Raw genomic sequence first — 17436 nt, 5'->3', positions numbered from 1 at the left:
AGATGAAAATTGTAAAGAGAATAAAATTACCGACAGCAGTGCGAGTATGCTGAGCAGGCTAATAAGCGTTATTTTAAGTATTTTTTTGATACTTTTGTAAATTAAATTTTATACTTCTCTCAAAATGGCCATTATTCTAGGAATAGAATCTTCATGTGATGAAACTTCGGCCTCTATATGTATAGACGGCGAAATTAAGTCAAATATTATTGCAAGTCAAGCAATTCATGCTAAATATGGGGGTGTGGTTCCTGAGTTAGCTTCTCGCGCACATCAACAAAACATCATTCCAACAGTAGACCAAGCTATCGCTGCTGCTAAAATACGGAAAAATGACATAGATGCAGTAGCTTTTACACGCGGACCTGGACTTTTAGGTGCTTTATTGGTGGGGACCTCCTTCGCAAAATCATTTGCCTTGGCCATGGATATCCCATTGATCGATGTCAATCATATGCAAGCACATATCTTAGCGCACTTCATTGATGATCCAAAGCCTAATTTCCCTTTCCTATGCCTTACCGTTTCGGGTGGTCATACGCAAATCGTATTGGTCAAGGATTATTTTGAAATGGAACTGTTGGGCGAAACTTTAGACGATGCAGCAGGGGAGGCCTTTGATAAGACTGCAAAGATTTTAGATCTTCCTTACCCTGGCGGACCTTTGATTGACAAGCATGCCCAAAACGGAAACCCCGATGCCTTTAAGTTGCCCGAACCTCAAATCCCAGATCTGAACTTTAGCTTCTCCGGATTGAAAACCGCAATTTTATATTTGGTACAGGCTGAAATAAAACAGAACCCTAATTTCTTGAATGAAAAAATGGATGACCTATGTGCATCTGTTCAGAGCCGTATCGTTTCCATCCTGTTGAATAAATTAAAGAAAGCAGCCAAGCAGACCGGAGTGAAGGATATTGCCATCGCCGGTGGGGTATCTGCCAATTCTGGTTTAAGGAATGGTCTGACTGAAATGGGGAAAAAATATAATTGGAATGTATTTATCCCTAAATTTGAATACTGTACAGATAATGCAGCCATGATTTCCATTGCAGGCTACCAAAAGTTCTTGAAAGAAGACTTTATTGGACAAGAGGTTGGACCTGTAGCTCGAATGGGAGTATAATCAAGCTCAAATAGAGTTTTGTTCAATATTATCGGTCAGAAAAATTTTAGTATTAATATTTCAGCTCATACTTTGACCTTATTCGAGACATATTCGGAAATCTGGCAATATGTCTCGAATATGTCTCGAAGCATTCTCGAAGAATTTTCAGAGCAATAGATAGGATGAATTCATGATTTATCCTTTTTTATTTTAGCAAGATTAAACTTTAAAGGGGATGTATTTTATCTGAAATTGATCTTGACTTCAATCTTTTTGCCATCATTACCTTTTTTCCAATCTGGTCCATTGTGGATAATCTGAATGGCTTTCTGACTTAGGTCAGGATTGCTTGATTTCTTGATGCTGATGTCAATCGGCCTACCGAATGTTGAAATATCGAAGATCAAGGTAACGGAGCCTTTGCCCAACAGGGTTTGGTAAGAATTATCGTTGATGTACTTCTTGTAGGCAACCCAACCTACTAGAGGTTCTGATTTTACCTTTTCCGTTTTATTTCCATAGCCAACGACAACTACTTCGTCAAGTGCTCCAAAGCTTGGTTTGAGTTGCACGATCTTATTGTTGCTGGCAGTGATCAATTCTTTCTCGTAACCTAGGGAAAGGATTTCCAGTTTTTGATTGTCTGAAGTCAAGGGCAGTATATATTGGCCAGAAGAATCGGTCATGACCACATCGTTGGTCTTGACATCGCGCACCGATGCACTAACGATCGGCCTTCCAGATTGCTGATCTAGGACACGGCCGGTCGCTAACTTTTTAACGTCTTGTAGGGAGCTAACGCGGTCTGCCGAAGCAACTGCAGCTTGGCTAGTTTGTTTTGACTTCGCTGGCGTCTTTCCATTCATCAGGATGACATTGGTTTTGTCTATCTTTTTGAAGGATCCCATTTCGTTTGAAGCTATTCGATTGTCAATTTTATCATGGAAAGTACTTGTGTCCGATCGAGGAACTTCCCTTAAGAAAACATCGGAATTATCAGCAAGCACTTCTTCTACCGTAGGCTTTGCAATATTCGCGTTTTTTTTCCTTTGGGCTGAAGCTTCCGCTCCAGCTGGAGCAGGTTCGGCTGGTGTAGCAAGGGCAATCAGGTTGTCCTCTTCGGAGAGGCCATCTAAACTGTCCAAATGTATACTGTTCAGCGTGGTATCCGTCGGCACATCGGCTTTGTTGTCCATGGCCACGGTTTCCATCGTCTCAGCGACCTTGTTCTGGTCCCTGTTTAAGTACCAAATCGTACCGATACCTAATGCCAGTAATACCGAGGCTGCGATCGATAGGTTTCTATAGAAGCTGAATGGTCTAACCTTCGCAGGATGCGTCCTTTCGAAAATTGCGGAATGAAGATCTGCGACTTCAAGAGGGTTGTTCAGTTTTTTCTCTTCCTCCAATCCCATCAATACATCCATTAAAAGTTCATCTTCATGGGATGCCTTTTCAATAGCATACATTTCGGAGTCGCTCAGTTCTCCGTTCACGTATTTGCGTAGATATGCTATGTCAAAGTCCTTATTCATGAGAATTCCTTTCCATACAGTTCTTCAAATTCCTTTTGCCATTTTGGATATAGCTTTTTACATCGTTCATGCTGTAGCCGGTTATATCAACCACTTCTTTGTAGCATTTCTGTTCGATGAAAAAGAGCTGAATACTTTTCTTTTGCTTTTCTATTAAGGTATCCAAGCAGCTTTCCAGTCTCAATAACTGTTCCTCCCTTTCTTGATAGTTTTCCTCCTGATGCAGGTTCATTGAAAATTCCACAAAATTATCTGTAACAATTTCTTGTTTGTTTTTTGCAGATCGCAGTGCCATCAGGCAGTGGTTCTTACTGACCACGTAGAGCCAGCGGGGGAAATCCTGTATATCTTGTTTTTTGACTTTGTCGATGAGTTCCTCAAAGATTTGCATGACCGCATCCTTGCTGCGTTCAGGCTCTTTAAAGTATCGTAAACACACATAATAGACCATTTCACTATGCTTTTGATAGAGGTCTCCCAGATGGTTGAGGTCGCCATCCAGCAGATAGAGTTTTAGCAGATCTTCATCCGATAGATTTTTCTGTTTTGACAAGGTCCTAGTGCTCATTTACTGCTGAAAATTAATTTTTTTTTCTCGTTTATGGAAATTTGATTTTTTCTGCATCCTTTGGCAAAACTTACTAGTCATGAATAAAATATTTGCATTATTAGTCTTTTTGCTTACTCTAGGTGGTAGCGGACTAGCCCAAGAAAGAATGATCAAAGGTATTGTAACTGAGGCGGGAACACAGCTGGCACTCGCCGGTGTGGAGGTTCGCGTGGAAGGAAAGCAGCAAGCAACGCTGACCGATCAGCAAGGAGCATTTTCCATAAAAGCTGCTGAAAAAGATATTTTGCTGTTTAAATTTTTAGGGTACGAAACTAAAAAAGTAAAGGTAGGAAAGAAGAATAGCATAAAGGTAGTACTGCAAGCAAGGGAAGCCTTATTAGAAGAAGTTGTTGTTGTAGGCTATGGTAATAAAGCACAAAAGAGGGTAACCGGCAGTGCAATGGCACATTCAAACGGTTTATATTTGCAACCTAGACCTCAAAATACGGAAACTTATGGTCGTTTTGAAGAGAACGGATTTATTTCGCCTACGAAAGAAGCTTTGTCAACTTTTGCTGTAGATGTGGACGCTGCTTCTTATTCTAATGTAAGAAGAATGATCAATGCAGGGAATCTGCCGCCTAAAGATGCGGTAAGGGTAGAGGAGATGATCAATTATTTCCAATATGACCTACAAGGTCCGACCAATGGCGAGCCCGTGAAGATCTATACAGAGCTAACCACTTCGCCCTGGAATAAGGAGCATCAGTTGATGCGTATCGCCTTGAAGGCAAAAGATATTCCTAAGGAAAATTTGAAGGCATCCAATTTTGTTTTCTTGATCGATGTATCAGGATCTATGATGGGAGATAATAGATTACCATTGGTGCAGTCTTCCTTGAAGATGCTGGTGGACCAATTGAGACCAGAAGATAAGGTTGCCATTGTTACCTATGCAGGCTCTGCTGGAGTAAAATTAGAAAGTACCCGTGGGGATCAAAAGATGAAAATCAAGACTGCCATTGATGAACTGACAGCTGGAGGTTCTACTGCCGGTGGAGAAGGAATTAAGAAAGCCTATCAGATTGCCCGAGCAAATTTTATTAAAGATGGAAACAATAGAATTATCCTGGCATCGGATGGAGATTTCAATGTGGGTGAGTCCAGTGATGAAGCGATGGAAGACTTGATTGCCAAAGAACGCGAAAGTGGGGTTAACCTGACTGTATTAGGTTATGGAATGGGAAACCTGAAAGATAGTAAGATGGAGACTTTGGCGGACAAAGGAAGAGGCAACTATGCCTATATCGATAATATTTCAGAAGCAAGAAAGGCTATGGTGACTGAATTTGGAGCGACCTTATTTACCGTTGCCAAGGATGTGAAAATTCAAGTGGAGTTTAATCCGGCTTATGTGCAAGCCTATAGATTGGTGGGCTATGAAAACCGTTTATTGGAAGCGGAAGATTTCAATAATGATGCTAAAATAGGCGGAGATATGGGGGTTGGACATACCGTAACTGCGATCTACGAAATCATTCCGGTAGGTGTTAAGAGTTCAATTATTGGAACGGTTGATCCATTGAAATACCAGAATAACGATAAACCAAATCTGGGGTCTAAGAATGGGGAATTGGCAACCGTGAAATTCAGGTACAAAGACCCTAAATCGGACAAGAGTGAATTGCAGCAGACTGTCGTGAAAGATGCTCCAAAAGCATTTGATACCGTGAGTGAGGATTTCCGTTTTGCAACAGCAGTTGCTGAATTTGGGATGTTGTTGCGTAATTCAGATTATAAGCAAAACTCAAGTTTTGCAAGCTTGATCGCCCGTGCAAAAGCTGCAAAAGGAAAGGATGATGAAGGCTATCGTGCAGAGTTTATCCGTATGGCAGAAAATAGTAAGTCAATTGTCGATACAGAAAAGTAAAAGTGAGGAGATAAATAGGTTTTTAATGTTTTTATTTTTAAAGGTTCGCGAAAGTGAACCTTTTTTTCTATTAAAAAAAAGTCTGGAAGATGAAATTTACCAAAGGGCGTAAATATCATCGACTATAGGAACCTAAAGGATCCTCAAGTACGAAGTCGAGTTGACAATAATTTTCTTTGTTACTTTTTCAAGTTAATCTGAGGCAAAAAGATTATCGAAACCATTCAAGCAATGAGTTTTTTGGCGTACAGTTCCTGCACCTTTCGGTGCAGAATGACAGGGCCTGATGGAGGAGAACCGAACGGATTCTTTACTGACCGTTCAGAATTGGAAATGCGCTGGAGTTGTATTCATAGAAAGCTAAAGGAGCAGAGTCGAGCCACATCCTAGTTCATTCTCCGTTCTTGGTCTATCCTCGAATCTGTTGAATCCTGGTTCATTCCCAGATCTTGGTCCATCCTCGAATCCCGAACATCCTGGTTCAAAAAACGGACCTGTTCAATAAGATTTATCTACTTATCTTTCTGTTTTTCTTTCCATTGCTGGGAAAAAGATTTATCGGCAATTTTTGGAAGTTCGCGTTGGTTACCCCAAGCTTTCTTGAAGAAGTTTCGGACAAAGAAGTTTTTGGTCTTTCCTCCGAAGAAATCAAGGAGTTTTCTTTTTTGGATTGCCCAAGTGAACATGCTCCAGCCTTTCTTCTCTACTGAAGAAACCAGGTCTTGTTGAACAGCATCCCTTCTGTTTACCAAAAGCATCTTTTGAATATCGATGCCTACCGGACAGACCTCTGTACATTTTCCGCATAAGGAAGAAGCATAGCTGAGATGCTTGAATTCTTTCATGCCATTCAAGTGAGGTGAGATCAGGGAGCCAATAGGACCTTGATAGGTTGTTTCATAAGTATGGCCACCAATATTTTGATAGATTGGGCATACATTGAGGCAAGCGCCACAACGGATACAGTACAATCCTTGGCGTTGCTCTTTCTGTTCAAGTACATTGGTACGGCCATTGTCCAAGAGGATGACATACATCTCCTCAGGGCCATCGTATTCCGTGTTTTTCCTTGGGCCAGATAAGACGGTATTGTATACCGTTAGATTTTGACCAGTTCCATGGGTGGCCAATAAAGGCCAGAAAAGGTCTAGGTCGTTTATGCTCGGCAATATTTTTTCGATCCCTACAACGGCGATATGCACTTTAGGGAAGGTGGTAGTCAATCGGGCATTTCCTTCATTTTCGGTAATGGCGATGGCACCGGTATCTGCCAATAGGAAGTTTGCTCCTGTGATTCCGATATCGGCTTGGGTATATTTCTCTCGCAATATTTCCCTGGCTTTCATCGTGAGCTCTTCAGCTGTAGCTTCCAATGGGGTATCAAACTTTTCATGGAATAGTTTCGCAATCTCCTCCAAGCTGAGGTGCATGGCAGGAGTGACGAAGTGATACGGTTTTTGACCAAGCAGTTGAATGATAAATTCACCCAAGTCACTTTCAATGGTCTCAATGTTTTTCTTTTCCAGGAAATGGTTGAGCTCAATTTCCTCGGTGGCCATGGATTTGGATTTTACTACCGATTTGGCTTGGTGCTGTTCCATGATCTTCCAGATTTCCTCCCGAGCTTCTTCAGCATCGTTTGCCCAAATGACCTTGCCGCCATGCGCTGTAAAATTGGATTCAAAATCCAGGAGATAGCGATCCAGATTCTCTATTACCTTCCATTTGATCAGGTTTGCCTTGATCTTGGAATTTTCGAGGTCTAGGAACTTACTTTTCCCTTTTTCAAAAGCATGCTCATACTTATCAATGTTATTATTGATAATCTGTCTATGCTGTAAATCGAAGGATTTTGAAGCACTATCTTTCAGGAATTTCTCAGCTACTGTCTGTGCCATAGGGATGTTCTGTTGCTCATGCAAAAATAAAGGTTGAGCGTGATAATCAACCAATTTTAAAGATAAAAAAATATCTGCTAAAGGCAGTAAAATGTTTATAACTAAAGCGCTGTTCAAAATTTGAGCTATGAACAAAAAAATAGCGGTCAATTTTCGTTGACCGCTATTTTTGCTTTTGTGTTTTTTATTTTTTCGGTTCGATTAAGCTGATGCTTAGTTCGTCCAATTGTTCTTTGGCAATTTCAGCAGGAGCATCGATCATAACATCGCGTCCGGAATTGTTTTTCGGGAATGCGATAAAGTCACGGATGGTTTCCTGACCTCCTAAGATTGCGGTCAAGCGGTCAAGGCCGAATGCTAAACCACCATGTGGAGGAGCTCCATATTGGAAAGCATTCATTAAGAAGCCAAACTGCGCTTGTGCCTGTTCAGGAGTAAAGCCTAGGTGCTTGAACATCAAGGCTTGCATATCCTTGTCGTGGATACGGATAGAGCCACCGCCGATTTCATTTCCGTTCAACACCAAGTCATATGCATTGGCACGAACCTTTCCTGGGTCAGTATCCAATAAAGGCATATCCTCGATTTTCGGAGATGTAAATGGGTGGTGCATAGCGTGGAATCTTTCCGTTTCTTCATCCCATTCCAATAATGGGAAGTCTACTACCCATAGTGGAGCAAATTCGTTCGGCTTACGTAAGCCCATGCGATTTCCTAATTCCATACGCAGGGCGCTTAATTGCGCTCTTGTTTTATTTGCAGGTCCAGAAAGGATTAAGATCAGGTCGCCAGTTTGAGCGCCGGTTACCTCGGCCCATTTAGCTAGGTCAGCCTGGTCGTAGAATTTATCTACTGATGATTTATAGGTTCCATCAGCTTCACATTTTACATAGACCATTCCAGAAGCGCCTACTTGGGGGCGTTTAACCCAATCAACTAGCTCATCGATCTGTTTTCTAGTGTAGGAAGCAGCGCCTGGAACTGCGATACCAACAACCAATTCGGCATTGTTGAAGATCGCGAAGTCCTTATGTTGAGCTACGGTATTCAGTTCGCCAAACTTCATTCCGAAACGGATATCTGGTTTGTCGTTGCCATAGGTGCGCATCGCTTCGTCAAAAGTCATTCTTGGGAATTGATCCAATTCGATTCCATGGATGGTCTTTAATAGGTGACGCGTCATACCTTCGAATACGTTCAAGATATCTTCTTGTTCTACGAAAGACATTTCACAGTCGATCTGTGTAAACTCAGGTTGTCTATCAGCACGTAAATCCTCGTCACGGAAACATTTCACGATTTGGAAATATTTATCCATTCCACCCACCATCAACAGTTGTTTAAAGGTCTGTGGAGATTGGGGAAGTGCGTAAAACTGACCAGGGTTCATGCGGGATGGAACGATAAAGTCACGGGCACCTTCAGGTGTGGACTTTATTAAATAAGGTGTTTCGATCTCGCAGAAATCTAGGGCAGATAAATAGTTTCTTACCTCTTGGGTTACCTTATGACGGAACAATAGGCTGTTCTTTACGGGATTTCTACGGATATCCAGGTAACGGAATTTCATACGGAGGTCTTCACCGCCGTCTGTTTCATCTTCTATAGTAAAAGGAGGTAATTTTGATTCGTTCAGTACCTCAAGGTTGCTGACTTTGATTTCAATATCTCCGGTAGGGATTTTAGGGTTCTTGCTGGAACGTTCAATAACGGTACCTGTAACTTTAATAACATACTCTCTTCCCAATTCGCGGGCTTGGCTACGAAGTGATTCATTGTCTTCGGTATTGAAAGTTAGCTGAGTAATACCATATCTATCACGAACATCAATAAAAGTCATTCCACCTAAATCGCGTGATTTTTGTACCCATCCGCTCAGGGTTACGGTTTTTCCTAGGTCTTCAATTCTTAATTCGCCACAAGTATGTGTTCTGTGCATGATTATCTCAATTTTATTGAGCCACAAAATTATCGCATTTATGCGAGAATAAAGAATATTTAAGTAATAACCAGAAGGAGGGTAGGGCTTGAGCAAAAGCCCTATGAAATCCAGGTCAAAAAACAGCCGATTCTACCACTTTCCCCCACTCGACATGTCATTTGGTTCCAGTTGCTCCACTTCGCCCCACTTTTGCTGTTTTTTGAGTCTACAATTCCTTAAAAACAAGAGAATTGGGGCTAAATATTACCGTTATGGGGGTGATTTTTACAATTCTTAATTTATTGTATTTCAATGTTATTATGCTTTTAAAGTGCAATAAAGGGCTTTTTTGTAGTTGATAGGCTATGTGGAAAACTTTTTTGTGGGGCATTGTGGGAGATTGTGGGAGAAAGTGTATACTTTTACATTAAAATTAGAGTAGAATTATAGGAAATGATTCAATTAATCGGAGAATTCGAATGCAAGCTAGACACCAAAGGAAGAATGGTGGTCCCTGCTGCGCTCAAAAGGCAACTGCCTGATGTAGAGCGTGAGGGGCTTGTTATGAATCGCGGTTTTGAGAAGAATTTAGTGATCTATACCAAAGAAGAATGGAGCAAGAAGATGCACCAGCTTTCGAAATTGAACCAGTATAACGAGAAGACCAGGAACTTTATCCGTCAGTTTATGCGTGGTGCTACGGAGCTTTCTTTGGATTCTGCAGGTAGGGTTCTTTTGCCAAAATCATTGCTGGAATATGCCAATATCAAAGGTGAGGTTTTCTTGCAATGTCAGTTTGATAAGATTGAGGTTTGGGCGAAAGACGAATACGAAAAAATGATGGACAGTAGTACTGACGAGGATTTTTCTGCATTGGCTGAGGAGGTAATGGGTGGATTTAACTTTGCAGGAGATGACAATGAATAATGAAATTGGATATCATGTTCCTGTGATGTTGCAGGAATGTATCGACGCACTAGCGATAAAGCCAAACGGGATTTATGTAGACGTGACATTTGGGGGTGGTGGACACTCGAAGGAAATCCTAAAGCATTTGGGGCCAAATGGCAGATTGATCGCTTTTGATCAAGATCCAGATGCGATTAAAAACACACTTCCTGATGATCGATTTACATTGATCCATCAAAATTTCAAGTTCTTAAAAAATTATTTGCGCCTGGAAGGGGTGAAACAAGTGGATGGGATTTTAGCTGACCTTGGTGTTTCATCGCATCAATTTGATGCTGCAGACCGTGGCTTTTCCATCCGTTTTGATGCGGATCTGGATATGCGAATGGATCAAGTAGCTGATTTGGATGCCCGTAAAGTACTGAATACCTATCCTGAAGAGGAATTGCACAGGATTTTTGGGATGTACGGTGAGATCCAGAATGCGAAATCCTTGGCCAAAACCATTGTGACGAGCCGATTGAGCAATCCGATCCAGACGGTGGCCGAGTTGAAGCAGGTGATCCAGAAATTGGTTCCTAAAGGCAAAGAGCATAAATATCATGCTCAGGTTTTTCAAGCCCTGCGCATTGAGGTGAACAAAGAGCTGGAAGCCTTGCAGGAATTTTTGGAGCAGACCTCATTGGTCTTAAAACCGGAAGGTCGTTTGGTAGTCATGTCATACCATTCATTGGAAGACAGGTTGGTAAAGAATTTCATGGCCAAAGGGAAGTTTAAGGGCGAAGTGGAGAAGGATTTCTTTGGGAATGAGATCAAGCCATTTAAAGTGATCAGTCGAAAAGCGATCGTTGCTTCGGAAGATGAAGTAAAACAGAACAATAGAGCACGCAGTGCGAAGTTGAGGATTGCGGAAAAAATATAGTAGCGAAGGTATATGGCAAAGAGAAATACTATAAAGCAAAATGAACTGAGTGAGGAAGTGCAAGAGGAGATGTCTGATGCACTGGAGGAAAAGGTTGAGGAAACCCAAGACTTCCTGAAGACCTTCTTTTCTCAGAAAAAGCTTTCTACATACCTAGTTGCCAAGAATCTGCCTTTCGTGGCATTTCTTGCCTTATTAGGTTTGCTGTATATCTCAAACCGTCACTTGGCAGAGAATACGGTTAGAAGGATCGATAAGTTGGGCAGGGAAGTGAAGGAGTTAGGTTGGGACTATAAATCGTTGAATGCCGAGTTGATGAAATTGACCACGCAGACAGAGATTGCAAAACGTGCGGATACCTTGGGCTTGAAAGAAAGAACGGAACCGCCAATCAAGTTGGAAATAGTAAGGGAAGTAAAATAAAGATTAAGACCAAAACATGAATATTAGGAAGTCCATATTGATTAGGGTGTACCTGGCGTTTGGCCTGATGGTTTTTGGTGCTTTAATGGTATTTGGGAAATTATTGCATTTGCAATATGTGGACGGTGATAAGTGGCGTGAGATTGCAGATAGCTTGACGATACGCGAACGCGTAATCGAAGCGGCAAGAGGAAATATTTATTCCAATGACGGAAGTTTACTGGCTACTTCTGTTCCGGAATATGAGATACGGTTTGATGCGATGGCCATTCCATCCGAGCACAACAATGTGTTCAATGCTCGGGTGGATTCTTTGGCCAGTAAGCTAGCGGCCTATTTTAAGGATAAATCGGCCAGACAGTACCTGACTCAGTTGAAAGAGGCAAGGGCTAAAAAACAACGTTACGTTTTGATCAAGCGTAATGTATCACACCAACAGTTGAAGGTCCTAAAGACCTTTCCTTTGTTGAGAAACTTTAAGGAAGAGAAGGAAAGATTCTCCAGTTCTTTGATAGCAGTAAGAGAAAACAAGCGTATCCTGCCATTCACGAATTTGGCAGCCCGTACCATTGGTTATAAAAACAGCAAGGGCGATACCGTTCGTGTTGGATTGGAAGGTGCATATGGAGATTATATCGAAGGTAAGAGCGGGGTGCAGTTGATGCAGCGTATTGCCGGTGGGGTATGGATTCCGGTAAACCGTGAGATGGAGGTCGCTCCAACCGATGGTTCGGATATCATTGCCACCATTGATGTGAATATGCAGGACATGGCGCAACGCGCCTTGGAAAAACAGCTGATCATCAGTAATGCAGACAACGGTTGTGTGATCCTGATGGAGGTGGAAACTGGAGAGGTACGTGCGATTGCCAACTTTACCAGAGATGGTGAAGGGGTATATAGAGAGAAATTTAATTATGCCATTGCGCAAGGTGCTGACCCTGGTTCAACTTTCAAGGTTGCGTCCTACCTAGTGGCATTGGATGATAATAAGGTTGATACCAATACAGTAATCGATATCGGTAATGGTACCTGGAAAGTTCCTGGCCATACCATTAGAGATTCTCACCCACCGAAAAAATCAAAGGTGACCATCAAGGAGGCATTTGAAGAGTCTTCCAACGTGGGGGTTGCCAAGACGATCGGGAATGCATATGGCAAGAATCCAGAGAAATTCACTGGCAAATTGCACGAGTGGGGAATGGCCAAGCCATTAGGCTTGCAAATTCCAGGTGAGGCAAATCCTTGGGTGAAAATGCCGGACAGCAGGTCTTGGAGCAAGCTGTCATTGGTACAGATGGCCTATGGATATGAGTTGAAATTAACGCCATTGCAGACATTGACCTTGTACAATGCAGTTGCCAATGATGGTAAGATGTTGGCTCCATTGTTCGTAAAAGAAATTCAACACCTAGGTTCAACGGTTAAGAAGTTTGAAGCTAGGGTGATCAATAAGCAGATTGCTTCCAAAGAGGCGATCGGTAAGATGCAGAAGATGATGGAAGGGGTGATGGTTGAAGGGACCGGTAAGAAATTGAAGAGCCCACTTTATTCATCTGCAGGTAAAACAGGTACAGCGCAGATGGCTGATGGTGCAAGGGGATATGGAGCGAGAAGATACCAATCATCATTTGCAGGTTATTTCCCAGCGGAGAATCCAAAGTATTCGATGATCGTCGTGATTCGTAATCCTAGGAATGGATACTATGGTGGTTCGGTAGCAGGTCCTGTATTTAGAGAGTTGGCTGATATGGTTTTTGCAAATGACCTGTCATTGCACAAGACATTTAACAATAGAAAAGTAAATGTAGCTGGAAATAAAGTTCCATATACTTTGAAAGGTTCTAAGGATGCTACGGCGAAGGTCTATGAGATGTTGGGCGTGCAGGCCGTGAACTGGAATTCCATTGTTGCTGCTGATAAGGATTCAGCGAACCATTCGGCGGGCGCATTTACAGTGGCAGAGTTTAAGGAAGGTGTAGTGCCGAACGTGAAAGGAATGGGATTGGTAGATGCAATCTACGCGATGGAGAATGCGGGATTCAAGACCACTGTAAGGGGAAAAGGAAGAGTAATAAATCAATCATTGGTTGCTGGTCAGAAATTAAAACCTGGCACCCATGTTCTAATAGAATTGAATTAATATGTTGTTGAAAGAGTTGCTACATGCCATTCCGGTAATTGATTACCGAGGGTCTCTGGACACAGAGGTTAGCTCGCTATGCTTGGATTCAAGAAAGGCGGTTAAGGGCAGTGTATTTGTGGCAGTTCGTGGGCATCAGACCGATGGACACCTTTTCGTCAATAAAGCGATTGAATCAGGTGCTTCCGTGGTGCTGGTAGAAGAATTACCAGAGGAGATCAAGGAAGATGTAGTTTATGTGGTAGTCGGCGATTCGGCTTATGCACTGGGTGTAATGGCCTCTACATTTTACGGAAATCCATCCTCGAAATTGAAGTTAGTGGGCGTGACAGGTACCAATGGGAAAACGACCGTGGCTACCTTGCTGTTCAACCTGTTCAGCAGATTGGGTTTTCATGTAGGCCTGTTGTCTACGGTGCAGAACCAGATCGGTGAGCGCATTGTTGAAGCGACCCATACCACTCCAGATCCCATATCATTGAATTCCCTGTTGAAGGAAATGGTGGAAGATGGATGTGACTACTGTTTTATGGAAGTGAGTTCGCATGCTGTTGTTCAGCAGCGTATCGCAGGGTTGAAATTTGCGGGTGGCATCTTTACCAATATCACGCATGATCACTTGGACTTCCATGGAACTTTCGCCAACTATATCAAGGCGAAGAAAAAGTTCTTTGATGATTTAGACAGATATGCATTTGCATTGACCAATATTGATGATAAAAATGGTCAGGTGATGCTTCAGAATACATTTGCCCATAAGAAAACCTATGGCTTGCACCAAATGGCGGACTTTAAGGCAAGAATCTTGGAAAGCCATTTTGATGGGATGTTATTGCAGGTTGACGGACAGGAAGTGTGGGTGAAATTGGTCGGTGATTTCAATGCCTATAACCTATTGGCAGTGTTCGGTGCTTCCATTTTATTGGAGCAGGAGACTGTAAAGGTGTTGATGGCTTTGAGTGAGATCACCGGTGCTGAGGGGCGTTTTGAAACCTTAAAATCTACTACAGGTGTGGTTGCCATTGTGGACTATGCCCATACCCCTGATGCGGTGGAAAATGTTCTGGAAACCATTGGCGGATTGAGAAAGCCTGGTCAACAGATCCTGACGGTGTTGGGTTGCGGTGGAGACCGTGATAAGACTAAACGCCCAGAGATGGCAGAAGTAGCCTCACGATTGAGCGATAAAGTGGTCCTGACTTCGGACAATCCAAGAACGGAAGACCCTGCTGCCATTATCAAAGAAATGGAAGTTGGTATTCCTGGAGATAAGCGCAAGAATGTTTTCTCGATTACAGATAGAAGAGAGGCTATCCGTGCTGCTTTCCATCTAGCACAACCAGGGGATGTGATCTTGGTCGCTGGAAAAGGACATGAGAAATACCAAGATATCAATGGGGTGAAAAATCACTTTGACGATAAAGAGGAATTAATAAAGATTTTTAACGAACATAATTAGACTGCATGCTTTACTATTTATTCACTTGGCTTAACGAGCACGTACATATTCCAGGTGCTGGATTATTCCAATATATCTCGTTTCGTACGGCCATGGCAGTCATCCTTTCGTTAATCATCACAACGGTATTTGGTAGCCGATTGATTCGTTTACTGCATCAAAAACAAGTGGGAGAGACCATCCGTGATTTAGGATTGGAAGGTGAGAAGAAAAAACAAGGAACCCCTACAATGGGAGGTCTGATCATCATCGCCGGTATCTTGATCCCAACATTGCTCTTTGCAAAATTGGATAATATCTACATCATCCTGATGATCATCACAACGATCTGGATGGGTGCAATCGGGTTCTTGGATGACTACATCAAAGTATTCCGTAAGAATAAAGAAGGATTGGCTGGGAAGTTCAAGGTGATTGGTCAAGTGGGATTGGGCGTATTGATCGCGATCACGATGTATTTCCACCCTGAGATTGTTGCTAGACAGCAAGTGGCAAATCCTACTTCTTCAAAACCGGTGGAAGTGATCATCAATCCATCAACAGGGGAGAAGACCTATGCCGAGAATGTGAAGTCTACCAAGACGAACATTCCTTTTTACAAAAACAATGAGTTCGATTACGCCAAAGTGTTGGACGTATTCGGTATCAATAGCCCTTTGGCAACGTTCTTTGTTTTCTTGGTTGTTGTCGTGTTTATCATCACGGCAGTCTCCAATGGAGCTAACATTACAGATGGGATCGATGGCCTCGCCACGGGAACCTCCGCTATTATAGGGATTACCTTGGCCATATTGGCCTATGTATCCGGTAACATCATTTTTGCGGATTACCTGAACATTATGTTTATCCCGAATTCGGGTGAGCTGGTAATCTTCGCGGGTGCATTTGTTGGAGCCTGTACAGGTTTCCTTTGGTACAATGCCTACCCTGCACAGGTATTTATGGGAGATACGGGTAGTTTGGCGATCGGTGGTATCATTGCTGCTTTCGCGATCCTGATCCGTAAAGAATTATTGATTCCGGTATTGTGTGGTATTTTCTTGATCGAGAATCTATCGGTTATCCTTCAGGTTTCCTACTTCAAGTATACCAAGAAGAAATATGGCGAAGGCCGAAGGATTTTCCTGATGTCGCCTTTGCACCACCATTATCAGAAAAAGGGTTATCATGAGTCCAAGATCGTGACGCGATTTGTGATCGTATCGATCATGTTGGCCATATTAACCATAGTTACATTGAAAGTAAGATAGTAGAAGAAGATGTCGAATATAGCACACACATATTACCCTCAAACTGGCCGCCTAGTGATCTTAGGCGCAGGCGAGAGTGGAGTTGGTGCAGCGATCCTAGGTAAGGATAAGGGTTTTGATGTGTTTGTGTCAGATATGGGAACGATAGCTGATACGTATAAAGCCACTTTGGAAAAAGAGGGGATTGCATTTGAAGAGGGGCAGCACACACAGGAATTGGTTATCAACGCCGATCTAGTGGTGAAGAGCCCAGGGATTCCGGAGAAGGCTCCATTGATAAAAGAATTAAGAGGTTTAGGTCTACCGATCATTTCGGAAATCGAGTTTGCAGCTCAATATACGGATGCCAAATTATTGTGCATCACGGGTTCAAACGGCAAGACAACATCAACCTTGTTGACTTACCATATATTGAAGAATGCAGGTCTGAATGTAGGTCTAGCTGGAAATATAGGAAATAGCTTTGCCTTGCAGGTAGCTAGAGAGCAACATGATGCTTACGTTTTGGAGATCTCCAGTTTTATGCTGGATGATATGTACCACTTCCGCGCTGATGTTGCCGTGATTTTGAATATCACACCCGATCATTTGGATCGATATGATTATAAGATGGAGAATTATGTGGCCTCGAAGTTCCGCATGGTTCAAAATCAAAAGCCGACGGATTACTTTATCTATTGTAAAGATGATCCGGAGACGATGGCAGCCCTGGAGAAACATCCAACAGCAGCAATGCACCTGCCATTTACACAGGAAGGAACCGTAGATACCGGTGCGTATCTGGACGAGGAGAAGAATTTGTACATTTTAATACCAAATAGAGAAGCTTTTATCATGAATATCGAAGAATTATCACTGCAAGGCAAGCACAATGTTTACAACAACATGGCTTCAGGACTGGTTGCTAAGGCTCAGGAATTGAGGAACCAAACGATGAAGGAGAGCATGGGTTCATTTGTGAACGTGGAACACAGATTGGAGCATGTAGCTTGTATCGGTGGGGTTAATTATATCAATGATTCTAAAGCGACCAATGTCAATTCGGTTTGGTATGCACTTGAGAGTTTCTCTACGGATATTGTGTTGATCATGGGTGGTGTAGATAAAGGCAACGATTATGAAATGTTGAAAGACCTTGTGAAATCAAAAGTGAAAGCAATCATCTGTATCGGAAAGGATACGGGCCGTATTCATGAGGCTTTTGAGGATGATACGGATGTAATCGTCAATAGCGCCTCGATGAGTGATGCTGTTCAGATCGCATCTCATTTGGCGAAGAAAGGTGATACCGTATTGTTATCGCCAGCATGTGCCAGCTTTGACTGGTTCAAGAACTACGAAGATCGTGGTGATAAATTTAAGGAAGCGGTAATGACTTTATAATTAGG

At 42.4% G+C, this 17436-nt stretch carries 13 protein-coding genes; 9 read left to right on the top strand and 4 right to left on the bottom strand.

What is annotated here, in order from left to right:
• The first annotated feature begins 124 nt into the window (after positions 1-124).
• Positions 125-1126, top strand: a complete 1002-nt coding sequence (gene tsaD / locus NMK93_RS15015) for a tRNA (adenosine(37)-N6)-threonylcarbamoyltransferase complex transferase subunit TsaD (protein WP_254530150.1) — start codon at positions 125-127, stop codon at positions 1124-1126.
• A gap of 224 nt (positions 1127-1350) precedes the next feature.
• On the opposite strand, the gene NMK93_RS15010 is transcribed toward tsaD, so the two are convergent.
• On the bottom strand, positions 1351-2643 hold the full coding sequence (locus NMK93_RS15010) for a carboxypeptidase-like regulatory domain-containing protein (RefSeq protein ID WP_254530147.1): 1293 nt from the start codon (positions 2641-2643) through the stop codon (positions 1351-1353).
• Positions 2636-3211 (bottom strand): RNA polymerase sigma factor, encoded by a 576-nt coding sequence (locus NMK93_RS15005; RefSeq protein ID WP_185214330.1) that lies wholly within the window; start codon positions 3209-3211, stop codon positions 2636-2638. The genes NMK93_RS15010 and NMK93_RS15005 overlap by 8 nt, the downstream gene beginning before the upstream one ends.
• A gap of 79 nt (positions 3212-3290) precedes the next feature.
• Between NMK93_RS15005 and NMK93_RS15000 the strand changes: the two genes are divergently transcribed.
• The gene (locus NMK93_RS15000) at positions 3291-5123 is read left to right on the top strand and encodes a von Willebrand factor type A domain-containing protein (protein ID WP_185214331.1); all 1833 of its coding nucleotides are present in this window, start codon (positions 3291-3293) and stop codon (positions 5121-5123) included.
• A gap of 512 nt (positions 5124-5635) precedes the next feature.
• Here NMK93_RS15000 and NMK93_RS14995 read toward each other — a convergent pair.
• Together NMK93_RS14995 and aspS are read right to left on the bottom strand one after the other, a co-directional pair.
• The gene (locus NMK93_RS14995; protein ID WP_185218547.1) at positions 5636-7021 is read right to left on the bottom strand and encodes a LutB/LldF family L-lactate oxidation iron-sulfur protein; all 1386 of its coding nucleotides are present in this window, start codon (positions 7019-7021) and stop codon (positions 5636-5638) included.
• Between the two features lie 184 nt (positions 7022-7205).
• On the bottom strand, positions 7206-8960 hold the full coding sequence (aspS, locus tag NMK93_RS14990) for an aspartate--tRNA ligase (RefSeq protein WP_254530145.1): 1755 nt from the start codon (positions 8958-8960) through the stop codon (positions 7206-7208).
• Positions 8961-9395: 435 nt separating this feature from the next.
• Here aspS and mraZ point away from each other — a divergent pair, with 435 nt between their 5' ends.
• The 7 genes from mraZ to murD are packed head-to-tail and all read left to right on the top strand — an operon-like array spanning position 9396 to position 17431.
• Positions 9396-9869, top strand: a complete 474-nt coding sequence (gene mraZ / locus NMK93_RS14985) for a division/cell wall cluster transcriptional repressor MraZ (RefSeq protein WP_185214334.1) — start codon at positions 9396-9398, stop codon at positions 9867-9869.
• Positions 9862-10773: a 16S rRNA (cytosine(1402)-N(4))-methyltransferase RsmH gene (rsmH, locus tag NMK93_RS14980; protein WP_254530232.1), complete on the top strand. Its 912-nt coding sequence runs from the start codon at positions 9862-9864 to the stop codon at positions 10771-10773. Before mraZ ends, rsmH begins: the two co-directional genes overlap by 8 nt.
• A gap of 12 nt (positions 10774-10785) precedes the next feature.
• The gene (locus NMK93_RS14975) at positions 10786-11196 is read left to right on the top strand and encodes an FtsL-like putative cell division protein (protein WP_185214335.1); all 411 of its coding nucleotides are present in this window, start codon (positions 10786-10788) and stop codon (positions 11194-11196) included.
• Between the two features lie 16 nt (positions 11197-11212).
• Positions 11213-13339: a penicillin-binding protein gene (locus NMK93_RS14970; protein ID WP_254530143.1), complete on the top strand. Its 2127-nt coding sequence runs from the start codon at positions 11213-11215 to the stop codon at positions 13337-13339.
• 1 nt (position 13340) lies between these two features.
• The gene (locus tag NMK93_RS14965) at positions 13341-14798 is read left to right on the top strand and encodes a UDP-N-acetylmuramoyl-L-alanyl-D-glutamate--2,6-diaminopimelate ligase (RefSeq protein ID WP_254530141.1); all 1458 of its coding nucleotides are present in this window, start codon (positions 13341-13343) and stop codon (positions 14796-14798) included.
• Between the two features lie 5 nt (positions 14799-14803).
• Positions 14804-16048 carry a phospho-N-acetylmuramoyl-pentapeptide-transferase gene (gene mraY, locus NMK93_RS14960; RefSeq protein ID WP_254530139.1) on the top strand — a complete coding sequence of 415 codons (1245 nt, stop codon included), beginning with the start codon at positions 14804-14806 and terminating at the stop codon, positions 16046-16048.
• Positions 16049-16057: 9 nt separating this feature from the next.
• Positions 16058-17431, top strand: a complete 1374-nt coding sequence (murD, locus tag NMK93_RS14955; protein ID WP_254530137.1) for a UDP-N-acetylmuramoyl-L-alanine--D-glutamate ligase — start codon at positions 16058-16060, stop codon at positions 17429-17431.
• The last annotated feature ends 5 nt before the right edge of the window (positions 17432-17436 follow it).

This window comes from Sphingobacterium sp. LZ7M1, from assembly GCF_024296865.1.
Taxonomy (GTDB): domain Bacteria; phylum Bacteroidota; class Bacteroidia; order Sphingobacteriales; family Sphingobacteriaceae; genus Sphingobacterium.
Note: the sequence above shows the minus strand (reverse complement) of the source record. Positions and strands in the feature narration are given on the sequence as shown.